Annotated in this window: 18 protein-coding genes; 10 read left to right on the top strand and 8 right to left on the bottom strand. The window is 59.1% G+C overall.

The features are described from left to right. The first annotated feature begins 286 nt into the window (after nt 1–286). From H1S03_RS12335 to H1S03_RS12305, 7 genes are all read left to right on the top strand, one after another. Nucleotides 287–1,180 (top strand): hypothetical protein, encoded by an 894-nt coding sequence (locus H1S03_RS12335; protein WP_185804719.1) that lies wholly within the window; start codon nt 287–289, stop codon nt 1,178–1,180. 49 nt (nt 1,181–1,229) lie between these two features. Then, nucleotides 1,230–1,595: a hypothetical protein gene (locus tag H1S03_RS12330; protein ID WP_185804718.1), complete on the top strand. Its 366-nt coding sequence runs from the start codon at nt 1,230–1,232 to the stop codon at nt 1,593–1,595. Between the two features lie 368 nt (nt 1,596–1,963). Further along, complete coding sequence (locus H1S03_RS12325) at nt 1,964–3,175, top strand: hypothetical protein (protein ID WP_185804717.1); 1,212 nt, start codon at nt 1,964–1,966, stop codon at nt 3,173–3,175. An 81-nt stretch (nt 3,176–3,256) separates the two neighbouring features. After that, a complete protein-coding gene (locus H1S03_RS12320) occupies nt 3,257–3,790 on the top strand; it encodes a hypothetical protein (RefSeq protein ID WP_221892691.1) in 534 nt (177 codons plus the stop codon). Nucleotides 3,791–3,902: 112 nt separating this feature from the next. Beyond that, complete coding sequence (locus tag H1S03_RS12315) at nt 3,903–5,240, top strand: hypothetical protein (protein WP_185804715.1); 1,338 nt, start codon at nt 3,903–3,905, stop codon at nt 5,238–5,240. 211 nt (nt 5,241–5,451) lie between these two features. Beyond that, a complete protein-coding gene (locus H1S03_RS12310; RefSeq protein ID WP_185804714.1) occupies nt 5,452–5,844 on the top strand; it encodes a hypothetical protein in 393 nt (130 codons plus the stop codon). Between the two features lie 106 nt (nt 5,845–5,950). Beyond that, a complete protein-coding gene (locus tag H1S03_RS12305; protein WP_185804713.1) occupies nt 5,951–6,259 on the top strand; it encodes a hypothetical protein in 309 nt (102 codons plus the stop codon). Between the two features lie 42 nt (nt 6,260–6,301). Here H1S03_RS12305 and H1S03_RS17490 read toward each other — a convergent pair whose 3' ends face one another. Then, nucleotides 6,302–7,474 (bottom strand): tyrosine-type recombinase/integrase, encoded by a 1,173-nt coding sequence (locus H1S03_RS17490; RefSeq protein WP_185804712.1) that lies wholly within the window; start codon nt 7,472–7,474, stop codon nt 6,302–6,304. A gap of 250 nt (nt 7,475–7,724) precedes the next feature. Here H1S03_RS17490 and dusA point away from each other — a divergent pair, with 250 nt between their 5' ends. Then, nucleotides 7,725–8,711 carry a tRNA dihydrouridine(20/20a) synthase DusA gene (gene dusA / locus H1S03_RS12295; RefSeq protein ID WP_249777901.1) on the top strand — a complete coding sequence of 329 codons (987 nt, stop codon included), beginning with the start codon at nt 7,725–7,727 and terminating at the stop codon, nt 8,709–8,711. 25 nt (nt 8,712–8,736) lie between these two features. Here the strand turns inward: dusA and purQ are convergent, their stop codons facing one another. Genes purQ through purC form a run of 4 tightly spaced genes read right to left on the bottom strand, consistent with a single transcriptional unit; the run spans nt 8,737 to nt 10,655 of the window. After that, nucleotides 8,737–9,402, bottom strand: coding sequence for a phosphoribosylformylglycinamidine synthase subunit PurQ (gene purQ / locus H1S03_RS12290; RefSeq protein WP_185804710.1), 666 nt, complete (start codon nt 9,400–9,402; stop codon nt 8,737–8,739). 58 nt (nt 9,403–9,460) lie between these two features. Beyond that, the gene (gene purS, locus H1S03_RS12285) at nt 9,461–9,700 is read right to left on the bottom strand and encodes a phosphoribosylformylglycinamidine synthase subunit PurS (RefSeq protein ID WP_166191296.1); all 240 of its coding nucleotides are present in this window, start codon (nt 9,698–9,700) and stop codon (nt 9,461–9,463) included. Next, nucleotides 9,697–9,894, bottom strand: a complete 198-nt coding sequence (locus tag H1S03_RS12280; protein ID WP_166191298.1) for a hypothetical protein — start codon at nt 9,892–9,894, stop codon at nt 9,697–9,699. Before H1S03_RS12280 ends, purS begins: the two co-directional genes overlap by 4 nt. Next, nucleotides 9,894–10,655 carry a phosphoribosylaminoimidazolesuccinocarboxamide synthase gene (purC, locus tag H1S03_RS12275; protein WP_166191300.1) on the bottom strand — a complete coding sequence of 254 codons (762 nt, stop codon included), beginning with the start codon at nt 10,653–10,655 and terminating at the stop codon, nt 9,894–9,896. Before purC ends, H1S03_RS12280 begins: the two co-directional genes overlap by 1 nt. 158 nt (nt 10,656–10,813) lie before the next feature. Here purC and H1S03_RS12270 point away from each other — a divergent pair, with 158 nt between their 5' ends. After that, a complete protein-coding gene (locus H1S03_RS12270) occupies nt 10,814–11,128 on the top strand; it encodes a DUF1476 domain-containing protein (RefSeq protein WP_185804709.1) in 315 nt (104 codons plus the stop codon). A gap of 51 nt (nt 11,129–11,179) precedes the next feature. On the opposite strand, the gene H1S03_RS12265 is transcribed toward H1S03_RS12270, so the two are convergent. Together H1S03_RS12265 and purB are read right to left on the bottom strand one after the other, a co-directional pair. Continuing rightward, nucleotides 11,180–11,476: a DUF3100 domain-containing protein gene (locus tag H1S03_RS12265; RefSeq protein WP_185804708.1), complete on the bottom strand. Its 297-nt coding sequence runs from the start codon at nt 11,474–11,476 to the stop codon at nt 11,180–11,182. 183 nt (nt 11,477–11,659) lie between these two features. Beyond that, nucleotides 11,660–12,967, bottom strand: a complete 1,308-nt coding sequence (gene purB, locus H1S03_RS12260; protein ID WP_185804707.1) for an adenylosuccinate lyase — start codon at nt 12,965–12,967, stop codon at nt 11,660–11,662. A gap of 82 nt (nt 12,968–13,049) precedes the next feature. Between purB and H1S03_RS12255 the strand changes: the two genes are divergently transcribed. Continuing rightward, on the top strand, nt 13,050–13,463 hold the full coding sequence (locus H1S03_RS12255) for a DUF6314 family protein (protein WP_185804725.1): 414 nt from the start codon (nt 13,050–13,052) through the stop codon (nt 13,461–13,463). A gap of 64 nt (nt 13,464–13,527) precedes the next feature. Here the strand turns inward: H1S03_RS12255 and eno are convergent, their stop codons facing one another. Next, nucleotides 13,528–14,805, bottom strand: coding sequence for a phosphopyruvate hydratase (gene eno / locus H1S03_RS12250; protein WP_185804706.1), 1,278 nt, complete (start codon nt 14,803–14,805; stop codon nt 13,528–13,530). Nucleotides 14,806–14,963: the final 158 nt, after the last annotated feature.

The raw sequence follows: 14,963 nt of genomic DNA, 5'->3' as shown, positions 1-14,963 counted from the left end.
TTGCTCCTCCTGCGCCAATCGGCGTATCAACCCAAAGGGCTCTGGTTCCGGGTGGATGAAGGTTCAGTGGCAGGTCAGTCTCAGTTCGAAAGATTCTGCGGACCTGCCGCAGAATCTGCGGCGTGGGTGCCAGGGGCTGCGGAGCAAGCCTCGGAGGCGCGGGACTCCTGTAAAATCAGCAGAGGCACCCTGACGGGTAGCGGACTTGGCTACCCATCCACTCGAACTGCTTCTGCATCTCCTTATTCGGTCCGAGATACTGACTGGACCAACACGGAGACCCACGATGACTGCCTCGTTACAGAACAACCGAACCGCCCAAGAGAGCCGCGATCCTCTGGCCCAAGAGACCGGAATAGTTGCAGATGACATGTATAGGATGTCCGGCCTCTTCATGAATGATCTGGCTTGGATATCACTGCCAACAGACGCCCATCGGTTGCTGCACGGACTTCTTCACGCGACGTGCCGAAAATTGCCAAAATGGTCTCCCGATGTGGACCAGCCTGAAGAAGGATATCGTGCGCGCTCGGTGGTCCTGCGGAGCACCGTTGGCCTCCGAGCGCGGAATTGTAATTCAAATCTGCGAGAGGGCATCGCCTGGTTGGCATCAGCGGAAATATTCGATTGGTTGGACTTCAAACACGGCAACGAATTCGTCTGCTGGCGCTTTAAGGACAACGTCCCTTCTGCAATTCTTGACCAGCCAAGCTACGGCCTCTTGGATGCGAGCTGTCTCCCCAGTCTGAAGAACGTCACCGACTATCAGATTTATGGCCTTACCTCCTTGGTGCGGCGGATGAGGAAACCGGAGTTCACTTTTACGGTGGCCCACGCAGCGATCTGGGCGGATCATGAGATCCCTGCGTGGTCTGCGGTCAGTTCGAAGGTGGTGACGGCGATCCGACGCTCATGCGAGCACTATGGCCTCACTGCATTTCTGTTCCAGGAACGCCACGGTGACCTTCGTGGGATTGATGCAGTCACGGTTCGCTTCTGGCGTCCGGGTTGTCTTTGGAAAACGGCCGCTCTCGCTCGTGTGACAGGGCCGACGGTGAAGTGCACCGCTATTGACCATTCTGACGACGTCACAGTTCTCCCAGAAGCGTTTCCGGCTCTTCTGAAACGCCTCCCTGCGGCTCAATGGCGGATCAGAAACCTCGAAAATTCGAAATTTTGAAATGACCGAATTCTTCCCTTTCTCCTGAGCAATCAGCAGGGAGAACAGTATGGAAGAGGCCGGCAGCGCCCGGGTGTCAAGGATCGCAGATCACTGGAACGTCTGCGAGAACACCGCGCGGGAAATCATCGACGAAGGAAATCTTCGTCCAACCAAGGAAAGCGGATGGAAGCGCTATCTTTGGCAAGACATTTGGAGGCTCGAGGGAGAGGTTTTCGTTACACGCAGATACTGGCGCGACTACCGTGAACCTCTTCTCAAGCCCTCGGAGCTTCACAGGGAAGATCCGGAAAAGCGGTCTGCCCGGACGTTTCGACGCTATGTCGAGCGCGGGGCAATTCCAAGCATCGACCTTTCGCCGACCGTCAGGCGCGTGCGTCGATGCGTCTTCGACATCGTTATTCACCATGTTTGAGTTGCAACTTCGCCCTCGGCCGGAATTTACCCGGTTTGGCCGGAAATGATCCGATTTTCCCTCCCATTTACCCAACCGTATGGCGATAGACATCGCCTGTCGTCTGCCGACCAGATGGGTGAATTGACCACAAAAAAGGTGAGATGGCCGCAGGTCCATCAATTGGCGGTCGAGTCCGGGTCAATCGCGATCAGGCGCCTGGCCCCTCTTTTCTGAAGGGGCCAGGCGCCGAGCGCGCTTTGAAAAGTGCAGGCATCGTAGGATGCCCTATCAAAGACGGGGACCTCCCAAAAAAAATAGTTGAAGTCCGGGCGGATTGTAGAGCGAGGCCCCAGCTCCCTCAAGGTCACAGAAGAAAGGAACAGACCATGAACATCAAAACAATGAAAGACCTGCTCGAGAACCTCGAAGGCTTGGGATATTCGAAAAGCACCATCAATCAGATCCGCCCTCGGATCAAGGAGTGCCCCAAATTCTACGGCAACGCGCCGCTCGATCGAATTCCCGCAGATTTGGCGGATTTCGAGAGACGTTGGGGGCGCGGCCGGATCGCTGCAATTGCAGAGGGGTTCAAATCCCATGATCACTTTGTGGAATGGCGAAAGCGCGTGCGCGGGGCACTGGGAAAAGCCGCGGGACCGAAGGCCTCGGCAGCGGTTCTACCGGACTGGACGATACTTGCGGACTATACCGCCGCAATCGGTGGCGTTGGCCAACCAATCGGTCCTCATCGGGCGAGCGGTATTTTAGCAGTCGCAGAAGTCGCATCAGCAGACGGGGTCGGACCGCCGGATGTCGTCCCCGGATGGGTCACCCCCGCTGCCAGCAAACTGAGCGGCAAAAGGCGGCGAACCTTCAAGGGGGGCATCACCACGATGAACGATCTCATTGCAATCCGTGCGGACCACCCCGAGATTGATCACCTGCTGCCGCATATGCCGCTCCCACAACCGGACCGAGGCAAAAGCCCGCCAAGTCCTTGGCGCCGCGGCCACCGTCCGCAGGCATCTGCGCTGTGGTTCGAGTTCGATGAGTTCGTGCTTGCGAAGCGTGGAACTGACGGACTCGGACGGCCCATCCCTGCTGAGAAGAGCGATTTCAGCACGCGCACCGAAGAAACCTACGAGAACGCGCTGAACCTGGCAACGGCTATGCTCGAACGAGGCGGTGACCTGGATGCGTCGATGACGCCCAGCTTGGCAGACGTCTGTAATCCACAGGTCATCGCTCGCGCCGCGAACGTTTGGCGCGCCCGTGAAATTGACGGCGAAGTCAGGGCGGATAGCACCACCCGAAAAAACATGGTCGCGCGCCTGTCACATATCGCCGAATTTCACGTCGGCCTGAAAAAGAAGCAAAAGAAGGAACTTGCAAAGATCAAGAAACAGGTCCGAAAGACGTCCCCCAGGAGCGACGCGATGTCTCCGCCTCGCCTTGAATGGATCAAGGCGTTTTCAAAGTGTCCCGCCCAGCAGCGCGCCGTTCACGCGCAACCGGAAAAGCTCATGGCAGATGCTAACCGGATCATTGCCCGTTGGGACGATCTCAAGCGCCGTAAGCGCCACAAGGAGCGCATGTGAGCTCTCAGCTTTGGTATTGCCGCAGTTCAAAGCGCCATCTTGTTTCGCGGATCGTCAGTCCGGGCGTCGAACCTCCGAGGGTTGCCATTCCGAGGGGATGACGCCCAGCTGTTCCTGTCCAACGATAGTGAAGATGTCGAGATTTCCATCCCGGCTCATCTGGTCAAGAACCGCGTTGCCGTCGAAGCCGAGTTCGATCCCGACGCCCGACCTGTCATCGAATGGTATCTGAAGGAAATTCGCCCCCGGCTGATCAACGATCACCCGTATGGATGCAAGCTTGTCGACTCCGATTTCCTCTTCCCCTCGATGCGGGAAGATCGTCCGATGGAGGAAACGACATTCGCTGGCCACTACGCCGTCGGGGCGGAGGCTGTCGGTCTCGACATGACCCTTCACCAGGCGCGGCAAGTGACCGGCTATTTCATTCTCTCGGTCGACCCGTCCGCGCTCGGACTGGTCGCGGCGGTGCTCTGCAACTCCATCGAGGTTGCCGAAGCCCACTATGCTTGGATGGACGGCGTCAAAGCCAACCGCGAGGCCCGCAAACTGCTGCGCAAGGCCAGGATGGATGCTCGGAAGACCCGGGAAGGCGCGTATGCGGAGGCCGCATGAGCCACGGGCTTCGCTGACGGCACCATCATCCCCCGAGGAACGGCACTCGGCGACCTCGTGTCGCCGAGTGCTCCCCGAAAGACACCGTGCGACATCAAAAGGAACCAGAAAAATGTCAGACAATCTTATAAGGCCAACTGAATCCGACCTGCGCCGGCTGCGCAAATGGCAAGCCCACCTTGAGACCCGTGGAACGGGCGTCCCGGATGAAGAGGACTTCCAGTCCTTTGGGTGCCTTTCGACCCTCGAGCGGCTGCGCGACGTCTTGAGCGTTGAAGCACCGCATCACTGCGCGCCACTTGCGCGTGTGATCTCCCAGCTCAAGCGAGAGAAAAGGCAGCGGGAAAAGCCGCGCCAAACGACGACTTCTCGACCCAGCAAGGGCTCTGATCTTTCGGTCGGGACCGACGAACTGCCGGATGATTGGAAGGTCACGCTGAAAGAGATGCGCCGCCGCCGAAACGACCTGGATGGCGGAATGATCGATCTTGGCGATACATCGCCTCCCGCCCAATCGCAGATCAGGGCGGCCGAATACGTTCTTCGCTGCATCGTGCAAGTCTGCATCGATGCAGATCGGTCCGCCGATCTCGACACCGAAAGTGTTCGACTCTGGCTTGAACGCCAAGAGGCACGTGGACAGGGGGAAATTGGACTCGCGATGCAACTCAGGAAGCTCGCAGAGTTTCTCGTATATCGTGACGAAAAGAGTAAGCTCCGGAAGGCCATCCGTGGTGAAGCTTCCCGATATGCCCGGATCGGGCGTCTCAAGCGCAAACGGAAGCATGCCTGGCTCCTCGCCAACCCGACTGACATCGGCAAGGTATGGTCCCTTGCCGAGGAGCTGCTGGCCGAGAGCCGTGCGACAAAGGCCGGCACTTCGCGTCGATATCTTCTTGCACTTCATGCATCAGCATTGGCACTGGCGGTAGCAGCCCCGCTGAGGATCAGCGATTTATACCGCTTTCGGATCGACGAAGAGATTCGTCGGGATGCAACCGGCTGGTCGATTTCGATAAAGACTCAGAAAACTGGCGGTGACTATGAGCGTTCCGAACTCTGGCCTGAGCTGACCGAATTTCTCGATGAGTTGTTGGTATTGGACGCCCCTGGAGGAGATCTGTGGCTTGGCTACGATCGCCGATCGGGAACCCCTTTGTTCTCCCGCGACGGCGGTGTGACGGCGCTGACGGCCGATTGGATCTCTGACGTCTGGTATGAACACGTGGGAACCGGAGAGCACATCGTGCGCACGCTCTGGCATCAGTTGGCCTACGACAGCGATGTCGATCGGACATGGATGGCGCTTTCACTCTGCGGGCAGCGGGGTGGCGGCCGGACTGCTTCTCAATACCACGACAGGAACCAGCGCGCGCGTGCTGTCAGAGCGGGCCGGCGTTCTCTTTCAGAGCTCCGGCAAGCCGCCATGAATGGTCAGCAGCAATCCTGAAGCCTGGTGACGAATTCAGGACGGTCGGCACCAAGCCTCGAAATTTATAAGTAGGGATCGAGCCCATTCGTTCGCGGCCGCCTCGGTGAGGCCGCGAACGACAGGGTCGATTTGAATAAGGGAGAATAGGGAAGAAGTCTAACGAGTCGAATGCATCCGGATCGACGAACCCTTGAACCGCGCACGACGCGGAAACCATCTGGAGATCATCATGGGACTCGAATCGAAAACCGCATTCCCCCGCAACATAGCGCAAAAGATACCTGCCGATCCGATACTGTCCTTTGTGTCGGAGCACCGTGAGGGCCTCTGGCACGCGGCCCGCCTCCTGGGGGGCTACGAATCCGCCCGCCTTGTCGACCGATGCGTGGAACTCCTCGCGAACGATGGCCGTCTTACGCCGCGCACGTGGACCATGCTTGGCCAGATCTTGGCTCTGCTATCGTTGGATTACGTCGACGACCCGGACCTGCCATACATTGGATACTTCGCCTCCATCGACCCTCGCGATCGGGTGGTTGAAGAAATCTGTCTTCTGACAGATGGCCTGCGCCGCGCGCTCGAAAACGTAGATGTGGGGGCACATTTTCGGTCAGTGGCTTAATCGCAAAGATGAAGCGAACACCGGCGGCAGCTTCTGCCGGCGGTGCTTGACGGCACAGGGTGCAAGTCCGGCCAGACGGCCGGCCCCTCGTGCCAGGAGAACTACAATGAACGAGACGCTTTATGGCGGCGCCGCGCTGCTCAGCGCGCTGGACACCAAGGATTTCCTGCGCCGCAACGGCGATAGTCTTTCGGAGGTGCTGCAACAGGTCGCCGGCGATCGAGGCCTCGACCTCTTCCTCGAGGCAGATCGTCTACTGGACGGGCTCAGTCCCGACCCGGCGCGCGTCGGAAAGGCACTGCGGAAGATTTGCGATCTTCTGTCGGAAGCGGATGTCCCCGAGGATCGGTATGCTGCTGCTCTGCGGTGGCATGGCGCGCGGCTGACTGAGCTCGCAGCCCGTCTGCCGCGGTAACGCAAAGGGCCCCGATCTTGGATCGGGGCCGATAATGAAAATCTATTTCCTGGTAGATTTTTTTGTTTTTGTCGCCTTTGCCGCCTGTTGCGCTTTCCGCCCTGCGACCCTCTTTTTCAGCGCATCAACCCGCTCTGGAGTTTCTGGCTGAAATACAACATCCCACCATTTCCAACCTTCAAGTCGGTCTCCAATTTTCTCGAGATTGGTGTAAATCTCGAGGGATGACCACGAGCGATGACCAGACATCATTCGGACTTTTGCCGCTGACCAGCCCATCTCGAAGGCTCGAGATATCGCTTCGTGGCGAAGATCATGAAAGTGGAGATCTTCAATGTTCTCGAAGAGTTCAACGAGACGAGTAAATGCGGTTGACAGGCTATCAGATGCATAGGGGAAGATTCTGCTGTCGACTTTCGGCATTGACAAGATGATCTGGAGCGCTTCGTCGCTGAGCAGAACCCAAACGTCGTTACCTTTCTTCTGACCCGGATGCTTCATATCGCGAACGAGGACTTTCTTGTCTGCATAGTTCAGGTCATCCCATCGAATTCGCGTGATTTCCGATAGTCGACGTGAAGATGCGATGGCGAAGGCAATGATCTTGTGCAAGGGGGCGGCATTGCTTCGCGCAGATCGAGCAAAAGCCTCCTCCATCAGCTCGTTCAGTTCTTCGAGCTTTGGACGTCTGTCGCGCTTGTTGGCCTTGCTGACGATTTTGAGCTTTCGCAATGTTCTCATTGCGCTTTGCATATCCTCGTATTTCAACGGGATTTTGTAAGCCGTTTCTGCTACGGTGAAGAGGCCATATAGATGCTGCATGTAGTTGTTTACTGTCGCGGCGCACCGGCCCTCTTTTTTCAATGCGCGTGCCAGATCAATGAGAAAAGTTGGATTAACCTCGTGGCAGCCAACGCTTGTTTCATCCATTCCCTCAAGGGTCCGGAGGCACTGAATCATCGTCTTTCCGACTTCTTGCTCGATGTCCATCCGGTAGCGCTTGATCAGCTCGGAAAAGGAGCCGGTTGGAGTGACGAGTGACAACGTCCCGTCGTGCCACGCTTTCTCAGTGCGGATGGCCCACTTTTCCGCCAGCTTACGTTGCGTGAAGGTTTCCGACTTCGAGAAGATCACCTTCCCGCTCCTCTTAATGCGCACCTGGGCTGTGAAGCTCGGTTTGCCGTTCGTTTTGTTTCGTGTCGTGATGGTTGCCATTTTCAGCCCTTTCCTTGTGGGAAGGACGATGGGTTCGACCGATTTTGCTCGGAAATTGGGGAGCGAGAAAATCTTGGTAGCGTCTCCGTCGGTGGGTGCGTGACCTCTGTAAGCACCGGTGCTACAAGACGCCTTCCGAGTGCTACGTTTGTAGCACCGGCTGCGGAAATCGTCGCGAATAGTGGCGAAAGATCGCAAATCGTAGCCGCCATCGACGGAGGGCCAGCCAATGAAACAAGGGATTCGCAGCATGACTGATGCTTCCCGTCTGTCCGTTGCGCCGATGATGGAGTGGACGGATCGTCATTGTCGGCTGTTCCATCGCCAGTTCAGCTCCCGCGCCCTGTTGTACACCGAAATGGTCACCGCCCGCGCGCTAACACATGGCGATCCCGAGCGGTTGATCGGCAAGTCCGAGGCTGAGGGCCACGTCGCGTTGCAATTGGGCGGATCCGAGCCGGAGGTGCTGGCGAAGGCCGTGAAGATTGCGGAGCCGTTCGGCTATTCGGAAATCAATCTGAACTGCGGCTGCCCGTCTGACCGGGTGCAGTCTGGTGCCTTCGGCGCGTGCCTGATGCGCGATCCGGGGCTGGTTGCGGATTGCGTTTCTGCCATGAAGGACGCGGCGCAGTCGGCTGAAATCACGGTTAAATGCCGGATCGGCGTTGATGAACAGGAACCGCGCGAGATTCTGCCGGACTTTCTGTCGCGCGTCTCGGCTGCCGGGGTCGATCACTTCATCATTCATGCTCGCAAGGCGTGGTTGCAGGGGCTCAGCCCCAAGGAAAATCGCGATATTCCGCCGCTGGATCACACTCTGGTGGTCGAAATGAAGGGGCTGTTCCCCGCCTTGGAAATCGTCGTGAACGGCGGGATCATGTCTTTGGAGGAAGCGTTGCCACATCTCGACGCGGGACTGGATGGAGTGATGATCGGACGGGCGGCCTATCACGATCCTTGCGCCGTACTGGCCGATGCGGATGCGAGGGTTTTCGGCATGGACAGTCCACGCACGGATCCGTCAGACGCCGTGCGGGCGATGTATCCGCATATCGAGGCGGAACTGACCCGTGGCACCCGCCTGAATCAGATCACCCGGCATATGCTGGGTGCCTTCACCGGGCAGCCCGGTGCGCGGGCGTGGCGTCGCGTGCTCAGCGAGGGGGCGCACCTGCCGGCTGCCGGTCCCGACCTGATCGAGCAGGCGTTGAGCCATGTGGAGCGCCGCGCCGCCTGACCGAACCCTCACGTTCGAAGGAAGATCAGGCGGTTTCCAGCGAGCTGACCAGTCCGGCGAAGAACGCCGCGCCATCCGTGCCGCCCAATGCGGGATCGTTCAGACGCTCGGGATGCGGCATCATGCCCAGAACACGGCGGTTCTCGCTCAAAATTCCGGCAATATCGTTGAGCGATCCGTTGGGATTTCCCTCATAGGTGAACGCAACGCGATCCTCGCCGGTCAGGCGGTCCAGCGTTTGCGCATCGGCGATGAAGTTGCCGTCGTGGTGGGCGATTGTATAGGTCGCGGTTTCTCCCAAAGCCGCGGTAAAGGCGCTGTCATGGGTTGCGACCCGCAGGGCCTGCGGCTTGCAGATATATTTCAGCCCGGAATTGCGCATCAGCGCCCCTGGCAGCAGGCCCGCCTCGATCAGGATTTGGAAGCCGTTGCACACGCCCAGCACCAGCCCACCGCGCAGCGCGAAATCCACGACCGCGTTCATCACCGGTGCCCGTGCCGCAATGGCCCCACAGCGCAGGTAATCCCCGAAGGAGAAGCCGCCCGGCACGACGACTAGGTCCAGTCCGTCGGGCAGGGTGGTGTCCTTGTGCCAAACGCCGAGTGGTGCCTGACCCGTCGCCCGCTCCAGCGCCACGTGCATGTCACGGTCGCAATTCGATCCGGGAAAGGTGATGACAGCGGCTTTCATGGCAGTTCCTCAACTCGTGAAATCGGTGATGACGGTAGCGGACGTGGCAGTGCGCATCTCAGATCACCGTGACGGTAAAGTTTTCGATGACCTGATTGGACAGCAGCTTCTCCGCCATCTGGGCGGCCTGAGTTTTCGCCAGATCGGCATCTTCAGTGGCCAGATCCAGCTCAATCACCTTGCCCTGCCGCACACCCTGAACTCCGTCGAAGCCCAGAGCACCCAGCGCGTGCCGAACCGCCTCACCCTGAGGGTCCAGAACGCCGGGTTTCAGCGTGATGTCTACGCGAACTTTCATGTGTTTTCAGCCCTGTCCAAGAGTTTCTTGCCCGTTACGATCACGATGCCACCGCCGATCCACAGCAGCGATCCGATCACGACCGGCGCCGGCATCATGCCAAAGAACGTCCAGGCGAAGCTGATGCACATCAGGTACAGCCCGGCCAGAAGGGCCGTTGCCGGATGTGACAGGATCGCCAGGACGCGCGCCATCAATGCACCAATTTCGGCCCCGAGGAGGACCCGTTCTGGCGTGGCATCACGCCCAGACGTTTGGCGACCTCGGTATAGGCTTCGCTCAGATCGCCCAGACCCCGGCGGAACACGTCCTTGTCCAGTTTCTGCCCGGATTCCACATCCCACAGGCGGCACGAATCCGGGCTGATCTCATCAGCGACGATCAGCCGCTGGAAATCCCCCTCGAACACGCGGCCGATCTCGATCTTGAAATCCACCAGCTTGATCCCGACGCCCATCATCATGCCGGACATGAAATCGTTGACCCGCAGGCCCAGCGAAACCATGTCGTCCAGATCCTGTTGCGTGGCCCAGCCGAAGGCGATGATATGTTCCTCTGACACGATCGGATCGTTCAGCTCGTCGTTCTTGAGGTAGAACTCGATGATCGGGCGAGGCAGCTGCGTGCCCTCCTCGATGCCGAGGCGCTTGCTCATGGAGCCTGCGGCGACGTTGCGTACAACGACCTCCAGCGGGATCATTTCGACCGCGCGGACCAGTTGTTCGCGCATGTTCAGCCGCTTGATGAAGTGGGTCGGCACGCCGATGCTCGCCAGACCCGTCATGAAGTGTTCGGACAGGCGGTTGTTCAACACGCCCTTGCCTTCGATCAATTCATGCTTTTCACCGTTTCCGGCAGTTGTATCGTCCTTGAAGAACTGGATCAGGGTCCCCGGCTCCGGTCCTTCGTAGAGGATCTTAGCCTTGCCTTCGTAAATCATTCTGCGGCGCGCCATAACACTCTCCGAACCAGTTTCGAGGCGGTGATCCGCCTATGTCGGCGGGTCTTAGCGCCGTTGGGCGCAATGGGCAAGGATTCGAGCCGAAACCCTTGCCGGATAACCAGCCGATCGCCACCTATCGTGCATACGCAACACATCCCGGAGTCACGAAGATGACAAGTTTCGAAGAGCGCCGCGCCACGTTCGAGGCCAAGTTCGCCCATGACAGCGAAATGAAGTTCAAGGCCGAGATGCGCCGCAATCGTCTGTTGGCTGAGTGGGCCGGGCAAAAGCTGGGCTATGATGCGGAACGAACCGCCGCCTATGTGAAGGAGGTCATCAAAGCCGATTTCACCGAAGCCGGTCATGATGATGTCTATCGCAAGCTGCACGCCGATCTGGGCGACCGCGTCAGTGAGGCGGAGCTACGCGCCCGCATGGTACAGGCGGATGCCGAGGCAAAGGTCCAGTTGCTGGACGAGGCCTGATTCACCGCCGACGAATGAGGGCGTCAGACGGCGATTACCGCCATGGCGCCCTCAGCGGGAGAGGCGTTTCGCATTTGCACTGGTCTTGGCCGCGACGGGTTTCAGGGCGGCCTCCATCATGGCGGAGGGGCCGTGGCCCCGCGCCATTGCCACGGCCGCTTCCTGAAGCCCCGTAACCATCGCGACGGGCTTTTCCATGATCATGGCGGTCGCTTCGACCTGCGTCAGATTTCCCTGCATGAACAAGGCCATGCGGCTTGCGATTGTCTGCGCGGCGGATATGCCGATCTTGTGCTGAAGGTGTGCAAGTCGTGCGTAGCCCCAAGGGTCGAAGGCAGGGGTTCTCATGATCGTAATCCTTATGTTGCAGTGCATGATATATGCTGAGCGTGCAAAGAGTCGATCTTATTGTGCTTCCGGGATCCTGCCCTGGGCGGCGAAAAGCGGATAAGTTGAATCGCCAAATGATCTGATTCCGAGGCGCAAAGTTCGCAGGACAGCCCGGTGGCCGCCCCGCGATGTTGCTAAAGGTTATTCGTCGCCGAAGACGCGCGCGAAGATCGTATCGACATGTTTCGTATGATAGCCGATATCGAATTTCTCTTCGATTTCCTCAGCGCTCAACGCGGCCAGAACGTCCGGGTCGCCCAGCAATTCGGTTTTGAAATCAGCGCCTTGCTCCCAGACTTTCATCGCGTTGCGCTGAACCAGCTTATAGGAATCCTCACGGCTGACCCCGGCCTGCGTCAGGGCCAGCAGCACACGCTGGCTCATCACCAGACCACGGAACTGGTTCATGTTGCGCAGCATATTTTCAGGATATACGACAAGCTTATCAATAACTTGCGTCAAGCGGGCAAGGGCGAAGTCCAGCGTCACCGTGGTGTCTGGCCCGATGTTGCGCTCGACGGAGGAGTGGGAAATATCCCGCTCATGCCACAGGGCGACATTCTCCATCGCGGGGACCACAGCCATGCGAACCAGGCGCGCCAGACCGGTCAGGTTTTCCGTCAGTACCGGATTGCGCTTGTGCGGCATCGCGGAGGAGCCCTTTTGACCGGGGGAGAAATATTCCTCCACCTCAAGCACTTCGGTTCGCTGCAAGTGCCGGATTTCCGTCGCGATCCGCTCGATTGAGGACGCCACAACGCCCAGCGCGGCAAAGAACGCAGCATGACGGTCGCGCGGGATGACCTGCGTCGAAACCGGCTCAGGCCGCAATCCCAGCTTTTCGGTAACGAATTCTTCAACATATGGATCAATATTGGCGAAGGTTCCGACAGCGCCCGAAATAGCGCCGGTCGCGATCTCATCACGGGCCGTCAACAGTCGAATGCGGTTGCGGTCCATTTCCGCATAGGCCTGCGCCATTTTCAGGCCGAAGGTCACAGGCTCGGCATGAATGCCGTGGCTGCGACCGATGCAGACTGTCATCTTGTGCTCCAGCGCCCGGCGCTTGAGCGCTTCGAGCAGTTTTTCCGTTTGCGCGATCAGCAGATCCGCCGCGCGCACCAGTTGCACGTTGAAGCAGGTGTCCAACACGTCCGAGGACGTCATGCCCTGATGCACGAAACGCGCCTGGTCAGCGCCCACATGCTCCGCCAGATGGGTCAGGAACGCGATGACGTCGTGCTTGGTAACGGCCTCGATCTCATCAATGCGGGCAACGTCGAACTCGACGTCCTTCGCCTTCCAGACCGCGTCCGCGTTCTCCTGCGGGATCACGCCCAATTGCGCTTGCGCGTCGCAGGCATAGGCCTCGATCTCGTACCAGATGCGGAATTTTGTCTCCGCAGACCAGATGGCGACCATTTCGGGGCGGGAATAGCGAGAGATCATGCGGCGGGACCCTTGTTTGAAGACGTTGCGCGGGTGATAGACCCATGACGCCCCGCAAACAAGGGAGAGGCCCGTGACCGACATGCCCGATCCGCTCGAACCCTTCATCGGGCGCTGGACGATCCGCCGCGACATCTTCGATCTGGACAGCAACTGGACCGGCAGGTTCGAGGGCGTCGGCCTGTTCGAGCCGCGCGGCACTGGCCTGTCCTATATCGAGGAGGGTGAGTTGCGCTTCGCCGGTCTGCCATCCTTCAAGGCGACCCGCGCCTATCACTGGTACGCCGACGAACCTTACATCATCGTCGAGTTCGAGGACGGCCGGTTCTTTCACCGCTTCGACCCGCGACAAACCACCACGCAAGCCTCGCATTTTTGCGATCCGGATACCTATGACGTCCGCTATGTGTTCGATCTGCCGGAAAGCTGGCGCGCGGAATGGCGGGTCGAGGGGCCGCGCAAGGATTACCGGATGGTCACGAATTACACACGATAAAGGCGCGAGCCGTTTCCGGGTCGCGCCTTCCTGGTCGTTCACATCTGCTCACCAGTGGTGAAGGTCAGCGCTTCAGGATCGCCCGACCGGCATAGCGCGCGGTCGTTCCCAGTTCCTGCTCGATGCGGATCAGCTGGTTGTATTTCGCCAGCCGGTCCGAGCGGGACAGCGAACCGGTCTTGATCTGGCCACAGTTCAGCGCCACGGCGAGGTCCGCGATGGTCGCGTCCTCCGTCTCTCCCGAACGGTGCGACATGACCGAGGTCATGCGCGCCCGGTGCGCCATATCCACCGCGTCGATGGTTTCGCTCAGCGAGCCGATCTGGTTCACCTTGACCAGGATGGAATTGCCGGCCTTGTCCGCGATCCCGCGGCTCAGACGCTTGGAGTTGGTGACGAACAGGTCGTCGCCGACCAGTTGCACCCTGTCACCGATCAGAGCGGTCAGAGCGGTCCAGCCCTCCCAATCATCCTCAGCCATGCCATCCTCGATCGAGATGATCGGATAGGCGTCCGCCAGATCGGACAGGTACTGGGCGTTTTCCTGCGATGTCAGTGATTTGCCTTCGCCCTTCATCTCGTACTTGCCGCCCTCGTAATACTCGGTCGAGGCGCAGTCGAGCGCGAGATAAACATCCTCGCCCGCCTTGTAACCGGCCTTGTCGATGGAGGTCATGATGAAGTCCAGCGCCTCGCGGGTGGATGACAGGGCAGGGGCAAAGCCGCCCTCATCCCCGATACCAGTGTTGTGACCCGCGGCACTCAACTCCTTCTTGAGTGTATGGAAGATCTCGGACCCGATCCGCACGGCATCGGCCAGATTTTCCGCACCCACCGGCATGATCATGAATTCCTGAATGTCGATCGGGTTGTCCGCATGTTCACCGCCATTGATGATATTCATCATCGGCACGGGCAGAACGCGGGCCGAGGTGCCGCCAACATAACGGTAGAGCGGCAGGCCGACGCTTTCCGCCGCCGCCTTGGCCACGGCCAGCGAAACGCCCAGGATCGCGTTTGCACCGATGCGCGATTTGTTTTCGGTCCCATCCAGTTGGCACAGCATGTCGTCGATCATCACCTGCTCGGTCGCGTCCACGCCCAGCAGTTCCTGACAGATCTCGGTGTTCACGGCCTCCACAGCCTTGCGCACGCCCTTGCCCATATAGCGGGCCTTGTCGCCATCGCGCAGTTCGACGGCCTCATGCGCGCCGGTAGATGCGCCCGAGGGAACAGCCGCGCGCCCCATCGCGCCGTCTTCCAGATAGACATCGACCTCGACGGTCGGATTTCCACGACTGTCGAGGATCTCGCGTGCGGTAATGTCGATGATGATGCTCATTTAAGCTCTCCTGAAGGAATTGGCCCGGTTGCGCTCTCCTACAACACGTCGCGCCTTGCGCAAAGCCTGTAAAGTCGTGGCTGAATTCACGCCCTATACACGTAAAGGTTGCATTGTGAAGGCTTGGACGTATCATCGGATGTATTGAGGGAGGCTTT

The organism is Pontivivens nitratireducens, assembly GCF_014235845.1.
In the GTDB taxonomy this organism is placed as follows: Bacteria; Pseudomonadota; Alphaproteobacteria; order Rhodobacterales; family Rhodobacteraceae; genus Pontivivens; species Pontivivens nitratireducens.
Note: the sequence above shows the minus strand (reverse complement) of the source record. Positions and strands in the feature narration are given on the sequence as shown.

Coding starts and splice junctions, on each gene's coding strand:
- H1S03_RS12335 (WP_185804719.1), top strand. CDS start 287: ATGACTGCCTCGTTACAGAACAACCGAACCGCCCAAGAGAGCCGCGAT.
- H1S03_RS12330 (WP_185804718.1), top strand. CDS start 1,230: ATGGAAGAGGCCGGCAGCGCCCGGGTGTCAAGGATCGCAGATCACTGG.
- H1S03_RS12325 (WP_185804717.1), top strand. CDS start 1,964: ATGAACATCAAAACAATGAAAGACCTGCTCGAGAACCTCGAAGGCTTG.
- H1S03_RS12315 (WP_185804715.1), top strand. CDS start 3,903: ATGTCAGACAATCTTATAAGGCCAACTGAATCCGACCTGCGCCGGCTG.
- H1S03_RS12310 (WP_185804714.1), top strand. CDS start 5,452: ATGGGACTCGAATCGAAAACCGCATTCCCCCGCAACATAGCGCAAAAG.
- H1S03_RS12305 (WP_185804713.1), top strand. CDS start 5,951: ATGAACGAGACGCTTTATGGCGGCGCCGCGCTGCTCAGCGCGCTGGAC.
- H1S03_RS17490 (WP_185804712.1), bottom strand. CDS start 7,474: ATGGCAACCATCACGACACGAAACAAAACGAACGGCAAACCGAGCTTC.
- dusA (WP_249777901.1), top strand. CDS start 7,725: ATGACTGATGCTTCCCGTCTGTCCGTTGCGCCGATGATGGAGTGGACG.
- purQ (WP_185804710.1), bottom strand. CDS start 9,402: ATGAAAGCCGCTGTCATCACCTTTCCCGGATCGAATTGCGACCGTGAC.
- purS (WP_166191296.1), bottom strand. CDS start 9,700: ATGAAAGTTCGCGTAGACATCACGCTGAAACCCGGCGTTCTGGACCCT.
- H1S03_RS12280 (WP_166191298.1), bottom strand. CDS start 9,894: ATGGCGCGCGTCCTGGCGATCCTGTCACATCCGGCAACGGCCCTTCTG.
- purC (WP_166191300.1), bottom strand. CDS start 10,655: ATGGCGCGCCGCAGAATGATTTACGAAGGCAAGGCTAAGATCCTCTAC.
- H1S03_RS12270 (WP_185804709.1), top strand. CDS start 10,814: ATGACAAGTTTCGAAGAGCGCCGCGCCACGTTCGAGGCCAAGTTCGCC.
- H1S03_RS12265 (WP_185804708.1), bottom strand. CDS start 11,476: ATGAGAACCCCTGCCTTCGACCCTTGGGGCTACGCACGACTTGCACAC.
- purB (WP_185804707.1), bottom strand. CDS start 12,967: ATGATCTCTCGCTATTCCCGCCCCGAAATGGTCGCCATCTGGTCTGCG.
- H1S03_RS12255 (WP_185804725.1), top strand. CDS start 13,050: ATGCCCGATCCGCTCGAACCCTTCATCGGGCGCTGGACGATCCGCCGC.
- eno (WP_185804706.1), bottom strand. CDS start 14,805: ATGAGCATCATCATCGACATTACCGCACGCGAGATCCTCGACAGTCGT.